The 15,794-nt window shown below is 73.0% G+C and carries 17 protein-coding genes; 1 reads left to right on the forward strand and 16 read right to left on the reverse strand.

Annotated elements, in window-relative coordinates:
- Window positions 1-105 precede the first annotated feature (105 nt).
- Complete coding sequence (locus AMIR_RS33265) at window positions 106-1,167, forward strand: M64 family metallopeptidase (RefSeq protein ID WP_015805390.1); 1,062 nt, start codon at window positions 106-108, stop codon at window positions 1,165-1,167.
- A 385-nt stretch (window positions 1,168-1,552) separates the two neighbouring features.
- On the opposite strand, the gene AMIR_RS33270 is transcribed toward AMIR_RS33265, so the two are convergent.
- The 16 genes from AMIR_RS33270 to AMIR_RS33345 all read right to left on the reverse strand — a co-directional run bounded on the left by AMIR_RS33270 (window position 1,553) and on the right by AMIR_RS33345 (window position 15,675).
- Complete coding sequence (locus AMIR_RS33270; RefSeq protein ID WP_041837188.1) at window positions 1,553-2,494, reverse strand: NADP-dependent oxidoreductase; 942 nt, start codon at window positions 2,492-2,494, stop codon at window positions 1,553-1,555.
- A gap of 70 nt (window positions 2,495-2,564) precedes the next feature.
- A complete protein-coding gene (locus AMIR_RS33275; RefSeq protein ID WP_015805392.1) occupies window positions 2,565-3,152 on the reverse strand; it encodes a TlpA disulfide reductase family protein in 588 nt (195 codons plus the stop codon).
- On the reverse strand, window positions 3,149-3,754 hold the full coding sequence (locus AMIR_RS33280; protein WP_041838606.1) for a histidine phosphatase family protein: 606 nt from the start codon (window positions 3,752-3,754) through the stop codon (window positions 3,149-3,151). Before AMIR_RS33280 ends, AMIR_RS33275 begins: the two co-directional genes overlap by 4 nt.
- A gap of 20 nt (window positions 3,755-3,774) precedes the next feature.
- Window positions 3,775-5,070 carry a glutamate-1-semialdehyde 2,1-aminomutase gene (gene hemL, locus AMIR_RS33285; RefSeq protein WP_015805394.1) on the reverse strand — a complete coding sequence of 432 codons (1,296 nt, stop codon included), beginning with the start codon at window positions 5,068-5,070 and terminating at the stop codon, window positions 3,775-3,777.
- A gap of 105 nt (window positions 5,071-5,175) precedes the next feature.
- Complete coding sequence (locus AMIR_RS38550) at window positions 5,176-5,670, reverse strand: hypothetical protein (protein WP_015805395.1); 495 nt, start codon at window positions 5,668-5,670, stop codon at window positions 5,176-5,178.
- Between the two features lie 13 nt (window positions 5,671-5,683).
- Window positions 5,684-6,127 (reverse strand): DUF3093 family protein, encoded by a 444-nt coding sequence (locus AMIR_RS33295; RefSeq protein ID WP_015805396.1) that lies wholly within the window; start codon window positions 6,125-6,127, stop codon window positions 5,684-5,686.
- Window positions 6,128-6,129: 2 nt separating this feature from the next.
- A complete protein-coding gene (locus AMIR_RS33300) occupies window positions 6,130-6,909 on the reverse strand; it encodes a hypothetical protein (protein ID WP_015805397.1) in 780 nt (259 codons plus the stop codon).
- Window positions 6,910-7,058: 149 nt separating this feature from the next.
- Window positions 7,059-7,577, reverse strand: a complete 519-nt coding sequence (locus AMIR_RS36490; RefSeq protein ID WP_015805398.1) for a hypothetical protein — start codon at window positions 7,575-7,577, stop codon at window positions 7,059-7,061.
- Between the two features lie 71 nt (window positions 7,578-7,648).
- The gene (locus tag AMIR_RS33310) at window positions 7,649-8,251 is read right to left on the reverse strand and encodes a hypothetical protein (RefSeq protein WP_015805399.1); all 603 of its coding nucleotides are present in this window, start codon (window positions 8,249-8,251) and stop codon (window positions 7,649-7,651) included.
- A gap of 98 nt (window positions 8,252-8,349) precedes the next feature.
- Window positions 8,350-8,967, reverse strand: a complete 618-nt coding sequence (locus tag AMIR_RS33315; protein WP_015805400.1) for a hypothetical protein — start codon at window positions 8,965-8,967, stop codon at window positions 8,350-8,352.
- A 54-nt stretch (window positions 8,968-9,021) separates the two neighbouring features.
- Entirely contained in the window at window positions 9,022-9,648 is a 627-nt protein-coding gene (locus tag AMIR_RS33320; RefSeq protein WP_015805401.1) for a hypothetical protein, read from the reverse strand.
- Window positions 9,648-10,622, reverse strand: coding sequence for a porphobilinogen synthase (gene hemB / locus AMIR_RS33325; RefSeq protein WP_015805402.1), 975 nt, complete (start codon window positions 10,620-10,622; stop codon window positions 9,648-9,650). The genes AMIR_RS33320 and hemB overlap by 1 nt, the downstream gene beginning before the upstream one ends.
- Before the next feature lie 434 nt (window positions 10,623-11,056).
- A complete protein-coding gene (locus tag AMIR_RS33330) occupies window positions 11,057-12,589 on the reverse strand; it encodes a bifunctional uroporphyrinogen-III C-methyltransferase/uroporphyrinogen-III synthase (protein ID WP_015805403.1) in 1,533 nt (510 codons plus the stop codon).
- A gap of 14 nt (window positions 12,590-12,603) precedes the next feature.
- Window positions 12,604-13,545, reverse strand: coding sequence for a hydroxymethylbilane synthase (gene hemC, locus AMIR_RS33335; protein ID WP_015805404.1), 942 nt, complete (start codon window positions 13,543-13,545; stop codon window positions 12,604-12,606).
- Window positions 13,542-14,858, reverse strand: coding sequence for a glutamyl-tRNA reductase (locus tag AMIR_RS33340; RefSeq protein WP_015805405.1), 1,317 nt, complete (start codon window positions 14,856-14,858; stop codon window positions 13,542-13,544). Before AMIR_RS33340 ends, hemC begins: the two co-directional genes overlap by 4 nt.
- Window positions 14,859-14,904: 46 nt before the next feature.
- Entirely contained in the window at window positions 14,905-15,675 is a 771-nt protein-coding gene (locus AMIR_RS33345) for a redox-sensing transcriptional repressor Rex (RefSeq protein WP_015805406.1), read from the reverse strand.
- Window positions 15,676-15,794: the final 119 nt, after the last annotated feature.

Here is a 15,794-nt window from a genome sequence, read left to right on the forward strand (position 1 = left end):
ACCGCACGTGACGGGCTCGCACCGGACACCCCTAGCCGCGACCCAGGTCACACTCAGGGGTGGGGCTCCCTTGTGGGTGACCTGGGGCGTCCATAGCGTGATCACATGCGCGCACACCGGCTCACCCTGCCCGTGCTGGTCGCCGCCGCCTCGCTCCTGTCCGCGCCCGTGGCCACGGCCACGGCGGCGCCGGATGTGGAGTGGGTGGAGGCGTTTTCGCCCGATGGGACGATCACCCAGGTCCCGGTTCCGGTCGTGGCGGAGCGCAGATCCGCGCCGTCCGAGGTGGCGGCGGAAGTTGTGCCCATCCAGGAGACCGGGGCGCCGGGGGATCGGTTCGACCTGGTGTTCGTGGGTGACGGGTATGCGGAAGGGGATCTGCCCGCCTATCGGCGCGACGCCCAGTCGAAGTGGGAGGAGTTGTCGGAGGTCGAGCCGTTCAAGACGTACAAGCAGTACTTCAACGTGTGGCGGGTCGACGTGATCTCCCCGGAGTCGGGGGTGGACAACGATCCTTCGCTGGGGACCGCGAAGGACACGGCGATGGACATGGGGTTCTGGTGCCAGGGGCGGGATCTGGCCACGGAGCGGTTGTTGTGCGTGGACGAGGCGGCTGCGCGGAGGTACGCGGCTTTGGCGCCTCAGGCTGATCAGGTGATCGCGTTGGGGAACACGGCGAAGTACGGCGGCGCGGGTGGCGGGGTGGCCACGGCGGCGGGTGGGAACGAGTCGGCCGGGCAGATCGCGGTGCACGAGCTGGGGCACTCGATCGGCGGGTTGGCGGACGAGTACGAGTACCCGTATGAGAGGTATGCGGGGGCTGAGCCGCGGGAGTTGAACGTGAGCGGGGACGCTAGTGGGGGGAAGTGGGCGGCTTACCTGGGGAAGGAGTCGCCTGATGGTGGGGTGGTCGGGGCTTATGAAGGGGCTCGGTATCACCGGTACGGGTTGTACCGGCCCACGGAGAACTCGATCATGCGGACGTTGGGGCGGGAGTTCAACCTGATCGGGTTGGACGTGATGGCCGAGGCGTTCGAGGCTCGGATTCCGGAGTTGGGCGCGCGGCGGGTTGTTGGGCCCGCGGTGGTGGGGTTGGGTGACCGGTGGCCTGGGAGTGGGGCTGGGAGTGAGAGTGGGGCTGGGAGTGAGAGTGGGGCTGGGGATTAAAAGCTGAAAGGCACGCCTCGCCGGCGGGGCAGACCTCCAAAAAAGAGGGGGACGGGCTCTGCCGGCCGGTGGCTGTTGGTCCTGTGGTCCCGTTTACCCCTGCGGTGGTCCGGGTCCCTCTTCTCCGTGTGGCCTCCTTTCAGGCAAGCACAGGCGTCAAGACGCCGTTGGGCACCCCGGTCTTCCGGGCGGTGCGGCGGCGTCTTGACACCTGCGCTCGGGCTTCGCCAGGCCAAACGGAGAAGAGGGACGCGGGAGTGGGGCTGCGTGGGCTCGCTGCGCTCGCCCCGCAGCCCGCGAGGCGGTCAACCCGTGAGGCGGTCAGCCTGCGAAGCGGTCAACCCGCGAAGCGGTCAACCCGCGAAGCGGTCAACCCGTGAGGCGGTCAGGTGAAGTCGAGGACCAAGCGGCCTCGTAGGGCGCCTGCCTCCAGGAGGCGGTGGGCTTCTGCGGCGCGTTCTGCGGGGAGGACCTCGGCTACGCGGAGAGTCAGGTGGCCTTCGCTGGCGGCCTGGCTCAGCTCGGTCAGGGTCTTGGTGTCTGTCATGCGGTCCGGGACCATCACCGGGCGGACTTGGATGTCGCGTTCGCCGGGCCCGTCCCAGCCGCGCAGTTCGATCAGGGTTCCGCCGTCGGCCAGCGCGGGCAGCAGCTCCGCCGTCTGCGCCGAGCCGTCCACCAGGCCGGGGACGCCGTCGGGGAGCAGGGCCCGGACGTGCTCGGCGACACCAGCGCCGCGCGGGACCACGTGGTCCGCGCCGAAGGACCGCACCAGCTCGGCGTCCCGCTCGGCGGCGTCGGCGACCACTAGCAGGCCGTCCGCCTTCGCCAGTTCGACCGCGTAGCCGCCGACGGCCCCGGCCGCTCCGGTCACCGCGACGGTCGCCCCCCGTGGCAGGTTCAGCTCGTCCAGCGCGACGCGGGCCGTCAGGGCGTTCATCAGCAGGGTGGAGGCCGCGTGGAGGTCGACGCCCTCCGGTGCGGGGACCACGGACGCCTCGGGGATCACGACGTGGTCCGCGTACGCGCCACCGCGTGGGCCGGTGAACAGGACGAGTGCGACCACCGGTTGGCCGACCACCAGGCGGTCCACGCCTGGGCCCACCTGGTCGATCACGCCTGCCGCGTCCATGCCGGGCACGTGCGGAGGGCTCGCGTTCGGCATCCGGACGGCGTGGCCGCCTGTGCGCAGGAGGACGTCCGTGGGGTTCACGGCTGCCGCGTGGACGCGGATTCGGACCTCGCCTGGGCCCACCTGCGGTTCGGGGAGGTCGAGCAGGCGGAGTTCTTCCGGGCCGCCGAAGCGGTGCACGCCGATGGCTCTCATCAACGGCACAACCCCGCGCAGCGGTCCGACCATCCCACGTCTGGTCGGACCGCTTCGGGGTGGCGAAGTGCTACTCGGCGGCCAGCTCCTCCACCAGGGGGAGCAGGTCGCTGGCGATCAGGCTCTCCAGGAACACCGCCGCCACGCGGTGCTGCTTGTCCAGGACGATCGTGGACGGGACGGCGTTCGGGGGGTAGCCCTTGAAGGCCAGGAGGGTGCGGCCCGAGTCGTCGTAGATCGACGGGTAGGTGAGGCCGCGGTTGGACTTGAAGTCGCGGCCTGCGTTGATCGAGGTCTCCCGGACGTCCAGGCCCAGGACCTGGACGCCCTTGGGGCCTGCCTCGTCCTGGACCTTCTGCATCTCGGGGGCCTCGGTCCGGCACGGCGGGCACCAGGCGCCCCAGACGTTGACCACGACCACCTTGCCCTCGTAGTCGTCCAGGGAGATGGTCTTGCCGTCCTCCATGAGGGACGGGCCGCTCAGGCCGCTGATCGGCTTGCGGTCGGGGCCGTCGTAGCGGATGCGGACCTGCCCGCCGGGTGCGACGAACTGGAACTCGCCGCCCACCGCCACCGCGTCGTCGCCGGTCGCGCACCCGGAGGCCAGCACCAGCGCCAGCAGCGCGGTCGCCGGCCTCCACCAGGTCTTCTTGCTCACGCCCCGGTCACCCTGGGGTCGGTGCTGCCCGCGGGCTCGCTGTAGACGATCCTGATCAGCTCCTCGCCCTGGAACACCAGGCTGGTGAGCGAGGCGAGGGAGCACTCCCGCTTGCGCGGGTCGTGCCACATGCGCTTGCCCTCCAGGAAGCGGCGCAGGGTCCAGATCGGCAGCTGGTGCGACACGATCACGGCCTCGTGGCCCTCGGCGGTCGCCCGCGCCCGCTGCACGCCCGCGAGCATCCGGTGCGCGATGTGCAGGTACGGCTCGCCCCACGACGGCAGGAACGGGTTGACCAGCTTCGGCCAGTGCTGCGGCTGCCGCAGCGCGCCGTCGCCGACCGCGACCTTGAGGCCCTCGAACTTGTTGCCCGCCTCGATCAGCCTCGGGTCGGTGGCCAGGTCGAGGCGGTGCGAGTCCGCGATGGGGGTCGCGGTCTGCTGCGCGCGCTCCAGCGGGGAGGCGACGACGTGCGTGACGTCGTGGTCCGCGAGGTGCTCGGCGACCGTGAGGGCCTGCCGCTCGCCCTTGTCGGACAGCTTGAAGCCCGGCAGGCGGCCGTAGAGGATGCCGGTGGGGTTGTGCACCTCACCGTGCCGCATGACGTGGACGACGGTCCGGCTCACTGCTGGGCCTCCCTGGCGGCGCGGGCCGCGTGCGGCAGCGCCTCGGCGATCTGGTCGAAGTCGGCGTCGGTCATGGCCGCGTTGACGAACCACGCCTCGAAGGCGCTCGGCGGGGCGTACACGCCGCGCTCCAGCAGGGCGTGGAAGAACGGGGGGAAGCGCCAGGTCTGCGCGGCCTGGGCGCCCGCGTAGTCGACGACCTCGTCCTCGGTGAAGAAGACGCTGACCAGGTTGCCCGCGAACTGCACCCGGTGCGGGACGCCCGCCTCGGTGAGCGCGGAGGTGAACAGCGCGCCGAGGCGGCTGGCGTTGGCGTCGAGGGCGCGGTAGACGTCGTCGGTGGCGGCGCGCAGCGTGGCCAGGCCCGCGGCGACCGCGACGGGGTTCCCGGAGAGCGTGCCCGCCTGGTAGACGGGACCGGCGGGGGCGAGCTTGGCCATCACGTCGGCGCGACCGCCGAACGCGGCGGCGGGCAGGCCGCCGGACATGACCTTGCCGAAGGTGTAGAGGTCGCCGGGCACCGCGTCGATCCCGAACCAGCCGGAGCGGGACACCCGGAAACCGGTCATGACCTCGTCCACGACCAGCAGCGCGCCGTTCGCGTGGCACAGCTCGCGCAGCTTGGCGTTGAACCCGTCGCGCGGGGCGACCGCGCCCATGTTGCCCGCGGCGGCCTCGGTGATGACGCACGCGATCTCGCCGTCGTTCTCGGCGAACGCGGCCTCCAGCGCGGCGACGTCGTTGTAGGGCAGCACGAGCGTGTCGGCGGCCTGCGCGCCGGTGACGCCCGGCGAGGTTGGCAGGCCCAGGGTCGCGACGCCGGAACCCGCCTGGGCGAGCAGCGCGTCGACGTGGCCGTGGTAGCAGCCCGCGAACTTGACGATCTTGCGGCGACCGGTGAAGCCCCTGGCCAGCCGGATGGCGCTCATGGTCGCCTCGGTGCCCGAGTTGACCAGCCGGACCTGCTCGACGGGCAGGACGCGGCCGATGATCTCCTCGGCCAGCTCGATCTCGCCCTCGGTGGGGGTGCCGAACGACAGGCCGTGCACGGCAGCCGCGCGGACCGCGTCGACCACCTCGGGGTGGGCGTGGCCGAGGATCATCGGTCCCCAGGACGAGACCAGGTCGACGTACCGGTTGCCGTCGGCGTCCCACAGGTGCGGGCCCTCGCCGCGCACCATGAACCGGGGCGTGCCTCCGACCGAGTGGAAGGCCCTGACCGGGGAGTTGACGCCTCCGGGGATCACCGTTGACGCGCGGTCGAACAGGGCCTGGGATCGTTGGGCTGTCACGGCCCCAGTCTCACACGAGGTGGAGGGGGAGGGTGGGGGCGGTCCGCCGCTCGGGGTGGGAACGTCGAGGTCGGCTGGGCGCGGGTGGCCCCGCTGGGACCAGCGTCACGCCCGGAGGTGGTGGTCCCGGTCGGTGGGGAACGGGTGGCCCTCGTCGTCGTGATCGGGGCGGTCGCGACCGGGGTTGGTGTGATCGGGGTGGCCGTGACCGGGATCGGCGTGGTCGAGGTCGGCGTGGTCGAGGTCGGCGTGGTCGAGGTCGGGGTGGCCGTCGGCGGGGTCGAAGCCGTCTTCGCCGCTGGTGCGGACGGCGAGCACCACCTGTCGGACCGCGTCCAGCACCAGCAGGCCGGCCAGCACGCCGAGCACGATCGCGGCGCCGATCCAGTTGCCGAAGTACCGCGTGGACTCCAGCTGGGGCAGGTCGGGGCCCGCGTCGTAGCTGTAGTGGCGGATGCCCCGGTCCCAGGTCCAGGAGGCCGCCACCAGCAGCAGCACCGCGCCCAGCACCTCGGCCGCCGCGGTCAGCGCCCGCCTCGGCTGGTGCAGCGCGGGTCCGGGAGCCTCGGCGGGCGCGCCTGCCGTCACAGCGGTCGTCACGACCAGCAGCCTCTCACGACCGGCCGGGCGCGCGCAGCAGGCGGTCCAGGGCCTCGGTGAGGGCGGCGCGGTCCCGGGCCCAGCCGAGCGCGACGGTGCCGTCCGACAGGCGCACCGGCACCGGCTCGGCGCCGCGCGGCAGGGTCCAGCCGCCGCCGAGCACACGTGCCCCGGCCCTGGGCTCGACGCCCCTGACCTCGGCGATGTCGCGCACCGGCAGCTCCTCGCGGCCCTGGTGCAGCGCGACCGGAGTCAGCCGCACCCCGAGCACCCGCCTGCGGCCCTGCACCCACACGGCGGTGGGCAGCAGCAGCACGACGGCCACGACCAGCCAGAACAGCGGGTGGGCCCCGCCGGTCAGCGCCTCGACGGCGAACCCGGCCAGCGCGAACGCGGGCCCCCACGCGAGCGGCCACCAGGTCGCGCCGCGCTCCGAGTAGAGGGTGGGCTGCTCCACCGTCAGCGCACCCCCGCCGCGAAGTGGTGCTTGGCGGGCGGCAGGAAGCTCAGCACGGCCGCGAGCAGCGGGAGGCCGAGGCGCAGCACGACGACGAACCGGTCGAGCACGTCACCGCCGTCGCCGCCCACTTCGAGGAGCAGGGCGAACAGGCCGATCACCACCCCGCCGAACGCGAGGCCGAGCCGGGCGCCCGCGCCGCCGCGCAGCAGGCGGACCGCGCAGGCCACGCCGCCGATCGCGACGCAGGAGGAGAAGAACAGCGACATGACCGACCCGCCGCCGCCGAGGTCGCCCTCGCGGTGGAGGACGAGGGAGAGCGTGCCCAGCGGCCAGGCCAGCGAGGCGGCCACCCAGAGGGCGAACGAGATCACCACGACGAGAGGCCGTTGACCGGGGCCGACGAGGACGTTCTGCACCGGCGTCATCTGCGGCGGGAGCGGGAGACCCGGCTGCCACGGCTGCGGGTGCGCGGGCTGCTGCGACCCCGGCTGCTGGTAGCCCGGTTGGGCGTACCCCGGCAGCTGGGGGTTCGGACCTCCGTAGGGGGCCTGCGGGTGGACGTGCGCCCCCAGAGCGGGGTCGTACCGGGTCGGGTCGTACGCGCTGACGCTGTACTGGCCGGCGTCCTGCTGCCCGGCGTTGTGCTGGCCCGCGTTGTGCTGGCCGGCGTTGTGCTGGCCCGAGCCGAACTGGTCGGCGCCCTGCCGGTCGGTCGCGCCGAACCGGCCCGCGTCCCCCTGGCCCTGCTGCCCCTGGTCGCCCCACGACGGCTCGCTCATGCGTCCTTCTCCCCTGGCGGCTGCTCCTGCCGGACGCCCCCCGCACCCGGCCGACCGGACGGTGGCGGCCCGTCGCTCCGGGCCGGCTCCCGCCGGTTGTGTCACCGCATCAGGCGATCTCGAACGAGAGAACAGATGCGGGTGAGGGACTAACGGTAGCGGCCCGCCTCGAAGTAAGCCTTGGCCTTGGGCGTGTACAGCGCGCCGACGCCCACCGCCGGGATGACCGCGAGCAGCAGGGTGACGACGTTCGCGCTGAACACCAGGTACGCCAGCGCGAGGCAGGCGAGCACGGTCAGCGCGACGCGGGCCCACGGCTTGCCCAGGCGCGCGTGGTGCGCGAACAGCACGGCCAGCCCGGCGAACACCACGGTCAGCACGAGCGTGACGATCAGGACCGTGGTGACCAGGGGGACGAGCTGCTCCCTGGGGATGTCCGGGTACTGCTGACCCTCGACGAGCAGGTCGGTGGCCGCGTCCAACTGGGTGAACGAGACCAGCGCGAACAGCGAGAACAGCACCGCCCCTGACACCCACACCCAGAAGGCGACGGCGACCTCGCGCGGTCGCTCCACCCGAGGCGCGGGCGCGCCCTGCGGCTCGAAGCCGCCGAACGGGGGCGCGTGCGGGTGGACGTGGTGGGGGTCGGGCTCCTGCGGCGGGGTCACGGATCAAAACGGTAATTACGGGCACGGGCCGCTGTCCACTCCCGGTGGACGCGGCCCGTGGCCCGCGCGCGTCAGTTGCTCGCGAAGTAGCGGCTCGCGCCACCGGTGAACATGGTGATGATCGCGCCGATCAGCAGCACGAGCTGCACCAGAACGAACAGGCCCTGCATGACGCCGAGGCCGCCGATGGCGAACAGCAGGCCGAGGATGGCGATGCCGCCGATGAGCAGCATGACCAAGCCGAGACCGCCGAGGACGGCCAGCACGATCCGCGCCCAGTTCGCGCCGCCCCGCATGGCGAACGCGACCGCGACCCAGGCGGCAATGATGATCAACCGGAAGACGAAGCTGCCGTAGCCGGGGCTCGAGGACTCGATGATCGCGTCCAGGTCAGCGCCCGCGGGCGCGCCCATCTGGATGGCCAGTTCCTTGGCCTGGGCCTTGTAGGTCAGCAGGCCGAGGATCTGCCCGATCAACGAGACGGCCGCCGCAGCTATCCAGAGCATGAAGGACAGGTCGACGTTCTTCGGGCGGGCGACCTGCTGCAAGGAGGCCGAGTCCGGGGCGGAGGCCGGGTAGCCGGCCTGCGGGTACGCCTGCTGCGGGTAACCCGGCTGGGGGTAGCCCTGCTGGGGCTGCTGCTGGGACGGGTCGTACGGGTTAGGGGTGGTCATGGCCGGGACGGTAGAGATCGTGTGAGGTCTACGTGAGCCGAACGGGTGAGTAACTACAATCCGTTAGCTACTCTGCAGCACCGTTCGGCTCCACGCCGTCACCTGGTCGCGAAGTAGCGGCCCGCGCCGCCGGTGAACATGTAGACGATGGCCGCGATCAACACCGGAATGTCCGCGATGTTGACCAGCGCCTCCACGACGCCGAGCGCCCCGATGGAGAACAGCACCGGGACCGCGATCAGGCTGCCCAGCAGGCCGAACGCCAACGACAGCCCGCCGAAAACGGTCAGCACGATCCGCGCCCAGTTCGCGCCGCCGCGCATCGCGAACGCGACCGCGGCCCAGGCCGCGGTGAACACCAGCATGAGCGCCGTACCCGCGAGGCCGAGGCTCCCGTCGATGTCCGACGGTTCGACGGGAAGGCCCGCCCCGGTCAGGCGGGCGGCGGTCTCGGCGTTGACCGCGTCGATGGTGAGGTAGGAGAAGACGAGCTTCAGCACGGACAGAGCCGCGCTGACCATCCAGAGGAGGAAGGCCAGGTCGACGGACTTGGGCCGGGGCGTCGGCTCGCCCTCGGCCATCGGGTTGGCCGCCGGGAACGAGGGGTGGCCCGCCTGCGGGTAGCCCTGCTGCGGGGCTCCGGCCTGGGGGTACCCGCCCTGCGGGTACCCCTGCGGCGGCCGGCCCTGCGAGCCGTGCGGATCGGGGGTGGTCATGCCCGGAACGGTAGAGAACCGACAAGCCGGACATGACGCAGCACAACCGGACGACTACAACCCGTTAGCTACTGTGCGTCGCGGGCCGATCACGGGCGGTCGCGGCAGGAAGTAGCCCTTGGTCGTCGGGTGGTACATCAGCACCAGCGACACCGGGTAGACCAGCAGCAGCACCCCGCCCACGACCAGGTCGGACACCGGCGGCGCGGCGACCTTCAGCACCTCGGCCAGGCCCGTGCCGACCGCCAGCAGCGAGATGCCGTTCGAGGCGATCCCGAAGCCCGCGAACACGGTCAGCACGATCCGCGCCCAGTTCAGCCCGCTCGCGAACCGCACCGCCAGCAGCACGTACACCGCCGTCATCAGCAGCTGCACCATCAGCGCGCCGCCGATCGTCGCGGTGACGCCGTCGTCGATCATCGACTGGTGCCAGTCCGGGTACTCGGCCCTGACCTGCGCGGTGATCGCCGTCCGGTCCATCAGCCGCACCACGAGCCCGACCAGCCCCAGCGCCGCGACCCCGAACCACAGCCGCTGCGCCAGCACCACCATCCTCGGCGGCTCCGGCTTCTTGGGCTTGTCCGAGCCCTTCCCGCCCGAGCCCATCCCGCCCGAGCCCATCCCGTCAGAGCCCTTCTTGTCCGCGTCCTTCTTGGGCGCGCCGAACCAACCCTGGCTCATCAGCGGTCCAACCAGGTCGCGGCCTCGGCCGCCCAGTAGGTGAGCACGATGTCGGCGCCCGCGCGCCGGATCGAGGTCAGCAGCTCCAGCACGGTGCGCTCGCGCTCGATCCAGCCGTTCGCGGCGGCGGCCTCGACCATCGCGTACTCGCCGGAGATCTGGTACGCCGCCACCGGCACGTCGCTGGCGTCGGCGACCTGCCGCAGCACGTCCAGGTAGGGCAGGGCCGGCTTGACCATGACCACGTCGGCGCCCTCGGCGAGGTCGAGGGCCAGCTCGCGCAGCGACTCGCGGACGTTCGCCGGGTCCTGCTGGTAGGTCTTGCGGTCGCCCTTGAGCTGCGACTCCACCGCGTCCCGGAACGGCCCGTACAGCGCCGACGAGTACTTGGCGGTGTAGGCGAGGATGCCGGTGTCGGTGAACCCGGCCTCGTCCAGCGCGTTCCGGATGAACCCGACCTGGCCGTCCATCATGCCGCTGGGCCCCACCAGGTGGGCGCCCGCGCGGGCCTGGGCCACGGCCATCTCGCCGTACACCTCCAGGGTCGCGTCGTTGTCGACGGTCCCGTCGGCGGCGAGCACGCCGCAGTGCCCGTGGTCGGTGAACTCGTCCAGGCAGCAGTCCGACATCAGCACGGTGGTGTCGCCCAGCTCGGAGCGCAGGTCGGCCAGGGCGGCGTTGAGGATGCCGTCCGGGTCGGTCGCGCCGGAGCCGACGGCGTCGCGCTCGGCGGGCACGCCGAACAGCATGATCCCGCCGACACCCGCCTCCACCGCCTCCACGGCGGCCTTGCGCAGCGAGTCGCGGCTGTGCTGGAAGACACCCGGCATGGAGGCGATCTCGACGGGTTCCCGCGCGCCCTCCTTCACGAACGCGGGCAGCACGAGCTGGCTCGGCCTGACCTCGGTCTCGGCGACCAGTCGGCGCATCGCGGGCGTGGTGCGCAGGCGGCGGGGGCGGTGGGACGGGAACACTTCCGGTGCACTCCTCGACGGCTGTCGGTGTCCGCCCGTGCGCCGCCTCGCGGGACGCCGCCGGACGGCGGTCTTGCCTGACCGCCCGCGCCGGGGCCCGGCGCGGACGTGCGGCCACCCCCGGATCGGTCACCACGCGTGACGACACCGGGATGGCCCGCGCTCGGCGGGAACCGGGGGTCCGGCTCACGTCCAGCGGCGGTCGTGCTCGGCGGCGCGCTCCGGGGCAGGAGCGGCCGGGCGACGCCCGTCACCGAGCGTCGTCGCACCGATTCTGTCCCCGCCCCGCGACCGCAGGCGCACCGGGGGTGCGGCGCCGCCGATCGCCCCCCGCTCCGGCTGCGGGCCGAACGGGTCGCCGCGCACCAGGCACAACGCGCGCGGCCCGCCCCGGAGTTCCGGGACGGGCCGCGCGAGGCTCAGATCACGCCGGTTCAGGACCTGCGCAGGCGCTTGGTCTTGCGCGGCGGGGGCAGGGCGCCCTCGGCGCGCAGCCTCGCCGCGTGCTGCGCCAGCGCGTCCACCAGCGCCGGGACGTTCGCGTCCTCGGGCTGCACGTCCACGCGCAGGCCGAACTCGCGCGCCGTCTCCGCCGTCTGCGGGCCGATGCAGGCCACCAGCGTGCGGGCGTGCGGCTTGCCCGCGATGCCGACCAGGTTCCGGACCGTGGACGACGAGGTGAAGCACACCGCGTCGAACCCGCCGGACTTGATCATCTCGCGGGTGTCGGCGGGCGGCGGGGCGGCCCGCACGGTGCGGTAGGCCGTCACGTCGTCGATCTCCCAGCCCCGGTCGCGCAGCCCGGCCGCGAGGGTCTCGGTGGCGATGTCGGCGCGCGGCAGCAGCACCCGGTCGACCGGGTCCAGGATGTCGTCGTACGGTGGGAAGTCGGCCAGCAGGCCCTCGGAGGACTGCTCGCCGGACGGCACCAGCTCCGGGATGATCCCGAAGCCGCGCACCTTCGCCGCCGTGGCCTCGCCGACGCAGGCGATCTTCACGCCGGAGAACGCGCGGGCGTCCAGGCCGAACTCGCGGAACTTCTCCCACACCGCGCGCACCGCGTTGGTCGAGGTGAACACGACCCACTGGTAGCGGCCGTCGACCAGGCCCTTGACCGAGCGCTCCATCTGCGCCGGGCTGCGCGGCGGCTCGACGGAGATCGTCGGCACCTCCACCGGGATGGCGCCGTGCGAGTGCAGCCGGTCGCTCATCGCGCCCGCCTGCTCCTTGGTCCTGGGCACCAGCACGCGCCAGCCGTACAGCGCCCGCGACTCCCACCAGGACAGCTTGGGCCGGTTCGCGACCGCGCTGCCGACCGTGACCACCAGCGGGCCGGACAGCTCGCCCGCGTCTGCGGCCAGCGAGGCCAGCGTGGTGTCGACGGTGCGCTGGCTGAAGCCGGTGCCGTCGGCGGTCACCGCGACCGGGGTCTGCGGGGCCAAGCCGTGCTCCACCAGCGAGGACGCCGCCTCGGCCAGGTGGCCGCCGGTCGCGTGCAGCACGAGCGTGCCCGTCGCCGAGGCGAGCCCGGCCCAGTCCACGGCGCCGCGCACGTCGGCCTCGGTGTGCACCGCGCCCAGCGCGACCCCCGCGTACGCGGGGACGGCCGTGCCCGCGGGCACGCCGGGGACCACGTCGAAGGCGATCGTGGTCTTGGAGACGGCGTGCGCCTCCTTCACCACGGAGTCCAGGGTCAGCGGGTCGCCCGCGACCAGCCGGACCACCGCCGCGCCGTTCTTGGCCTCGGCCACCAGGTCCTTCGCCACGTCGGCGGGCTCGCCGACCGCGGGCCGGACCTCGACGCCGTCGGGGACCAAGGCGACCACCTCGGCGGGCACGTCCGGGTCCGTCACGACCAGCTCGGCCTTGCCGAGCAGGTCGCGGGCCCGGACCGTGAGGAGCCCGGTGTCACCTGGGCCGGAGCCCACGAAGGCGACTCGGCCGGGGGTCTTGCGCGCGCGGGTCATCAGGGCACTCCCCATCAACTACGCCCCGCCGACCGCGCTGCGGCGTGGCCGGAGAGGTCGAGCAACTCGGCGGCCAGCGCGCGGCCGAGTTCCTCTGCTGCGGTCAAGTCACCGGTGGCCGACGCGCGGAGGAGGTCGCCGTCCTCCGCCGCCACGACCCCGCGGAGGGAGATGCGGAGGACCGCGGCTCCCTCGTCGTCGAGGTCTTCCACCACATCGGCCAGTGCGCCGACCGGCGCGCTGCACCCGGCTTCGAGCGCGGCCAGCATGGCGCGCTCGGCGGTGACAGCGGCCCGACTGGCCGAATCGTCGAGCGTGGAGCGGAGCAAGTGCTCGGTGTCGACGTCGTCGACCCGGCACTCGATCGCCAGTGCGCCCTGCGCGGGCGCGGGGAGCATCTGGATCGGGTCGAGGACCTCGGTGATGTTCTCGACCCGGCCGAGCCGGGAGATCCCGGCGCGGGCGAGCACGACGGCGTCGAGCTCGCCGTCGAAGACGCGGGCCATGCGGCTGTCGATGTTGCCCCGGATGGGCAGGATCTCCAGACCGAGGCCGAGCGCCGCCAGCTGCGTGGCGCGGCGCGGGGAGCCCGTGCCGACCTTGGAGCCGGGGGGCAGCTCGCCCAGGGTCAGCCCGTCGCGGGCGACCAGCGCGTCGCGCGGGTCCTCGCGCTGCGGGATCGCGGCCAGCGACAGCCGGGTGTCCGGGGCGGTGGGCAGGTCCTTGTACGAGTGCACGGCGACGTCGACCTCGCCGTGCGCGAGCGCGTCGCGCAGCGCCGAGGTGAAGACCCCGATGCCGATCTCCGCGATGGGCGCGTGCGAGCGGTCACCGGGCGTGGAGACCGTGACGATCTCCACCTGGGCGCCCGCGGCCCGCAGGGCCTCGGCCACCGTGCCGGTCTGCGCCAGCGCCAGCGCGCTTCCTCGGGTGCCGATCCTCAGGGTGCGGTTCACCGCATCTCACCTTTGTGTTGCGGGGACTGGGGGGTGCTGACCGCGGCGGGCGCCTGCGGGTCGAGGCCGAACAGCTCGCGCAGCGCCTCGGCGTAGCCCGCGCCGCCCGGCCCGGCGGCCAGCTGCTTGACCCGCACGGTCGGCGTGTGCAGCAGCTTGTCGACCACCCGGCGGACCGTCTTGGCCAGCTCGGCGCGCACCGCGCCGTCCAGCTCGGGCAGCCGGGAGTCGAGCCGCAGCAGCTCGGAGTCGACCACCTCGGCGGCGCGCTTGCGCAGGGCCGTGACGGTGGGCGTGACCTCGGCCGAGCGCTGCCCGGCCAGGTAGGCGCGGACCTCCTCGGCGACGATCTCCGCCGCGCGCTGGGCGTCCTGCCCGGTCGGGGCGTCGGACAGCCTGCGCTGCAGGGTCTCCAGGTCGACCACCCGCACGTTCGCCAGCAGTTCGGCGGCGGGGTCGACGTCCTTGGGGAGGCCGAGGTCGCAGACGACCAGCGGCCGGTCGGGCGCGCGGTCGCCGATGGCCTCGGCGCCGACGGTGAGCTCCATCGAGCCGGTGCAGGCGAACAGCACGTCGGCCGCGGCGACCTCGTCGAACAGGGTGTCCAGGCCCACCGACTCGGCGGGCACGCCCTCGGCGCGCAGCGCCTCGGCGAGGCGGGCGCCGTTGGCGGCGGTGCGGTTGGCGATGGCGACCGAGCCGATGCCCGCGCGGCGCAGGTGCGCCACGGCGAGACCGCCCATGGAGCCCGCGCCGACGATCAGGGCCCGCTTGCCCGCCAGGCCGCCGAGCGCCTGCTCGGCGTCGGCGAGCGCCTCGGACACCACGGACGCGCCCGCGTGGTCGATGCCGGTGTCGCTGTGCACCCGCTTGCCCACGCGCAGCGCCTGCTGGACGAGCTCGTGCAGCGCGCGGCCGACCACGCCCACCTCGTCGGCGGCGGCGTAGGCGGCGCGCAGCTGGCCGAGGATCTGGGCCTCGCCCACGACCATCGAGTCCAGGCCTGCGGCCACGGAGAACAGGTGGTCCACCGCGGCGCCCGCGTAGTGGACGAACAGGTGCTCGAACAGCTCGGCGGTGTCCACGCCCGACTGGCGGGCGAGCACCTCGACGACCTCGTTCATGCCACCGTGGAAGGTCTCGACGACGGCGTACACCTCGACCCGGTTGCAGGTCGAGAGCAGCACGGCCTCGGAGACGCTGGGGGCGGCGAGCAGCTGGCCGAGGACCTTGGGCAGGTCGGCGACGGCCGCGCGCTCCAGCACGGGCACCGGTGTGGTCCGGTGGGACAGCCCCACGACGAGGAGGCTCATACCGCGACCACGTCCAACGGAGCCGTCCGGCTCACTACCCGCACGCTCACGGGCGAATCACCACCCCGTCCACACCGACTCCGCTGGCTCCGCTGACCACTTCCCCGGCGGCTTCGTCAGCCCGTCGCGCGACGTGGAACGACAGGATCTGCATCTCGACCGCCAGGTCGACCTTGCGCACCTCGACGTTGTCCGGGACCTGGAGGACGACGGGTGCGAAGTTCAGGATGCACTGGACTCCGGCGGATACCAAACGGTCGCAGACGGCCTGGGCGGCCTGGGGCGGGGTCGCGATGACCCCGATGGACACCTCCCGCTCGGCGCAGACCGAGGCGAGGTCGTCGATGTGGCTGACCGGGATTCCCCCTACCGGGACGCCGGTCAGGTCGGGGTCCATGTCGAACAGCGCGGCCACCGGGAAGCCCCTGCTGGGGAAGCCGCCGTAGTTGGCCAGCGCGTGACCAAGATTACCGATTCCCACGACCGCGACGCTGTGCTTGCGGGTGAGGCCGAGGATGCGCTCGATGTGGCTCACGAGTACCTCGACGTCGTAGCCGACACCGCGCGTGCCGTACGAGCCGACGTAGGACAGGTCCTTGCGGAGCTTCGCCGAGTTGACCCCGGCCGCGCCGGAGAGCTCCTCGCTGGAGATGGTCGTCACGCCCTGGTCGGCCATGCCGGAGAGCACCCTCAGGTACACCGCGAGCCGGGCGACCGCCGCTTCGGGGATCGCGCGGGCCCGCTCCCGGACCTCGGCCTCCGCAGGGGCCTTCGGGGTGGTCGCGCTCGCGTCACCCTCGCCCCGCTGAGCCGCCACGCTGGTACTCCTCAGACGTCCGCCACCAAGAGCCGCCGGGCACCTCCACCAGCGGTGTGATGCGACCACCGTACAGCTTGTGAACGCACGCACAAAGTCGGCGGAACCGCCCCGTCACA

Source organism: Actinosynnema mirum DSM 43827 (genome assembly GCF_000023245.1).
GTDB classification, from domain to species: Bacteria; Actinomycetota; Actinomycetes; order Mycobacteriales; family Pseudonocardiaceae; genus Actinosynnema; species Actinosynnema mirum.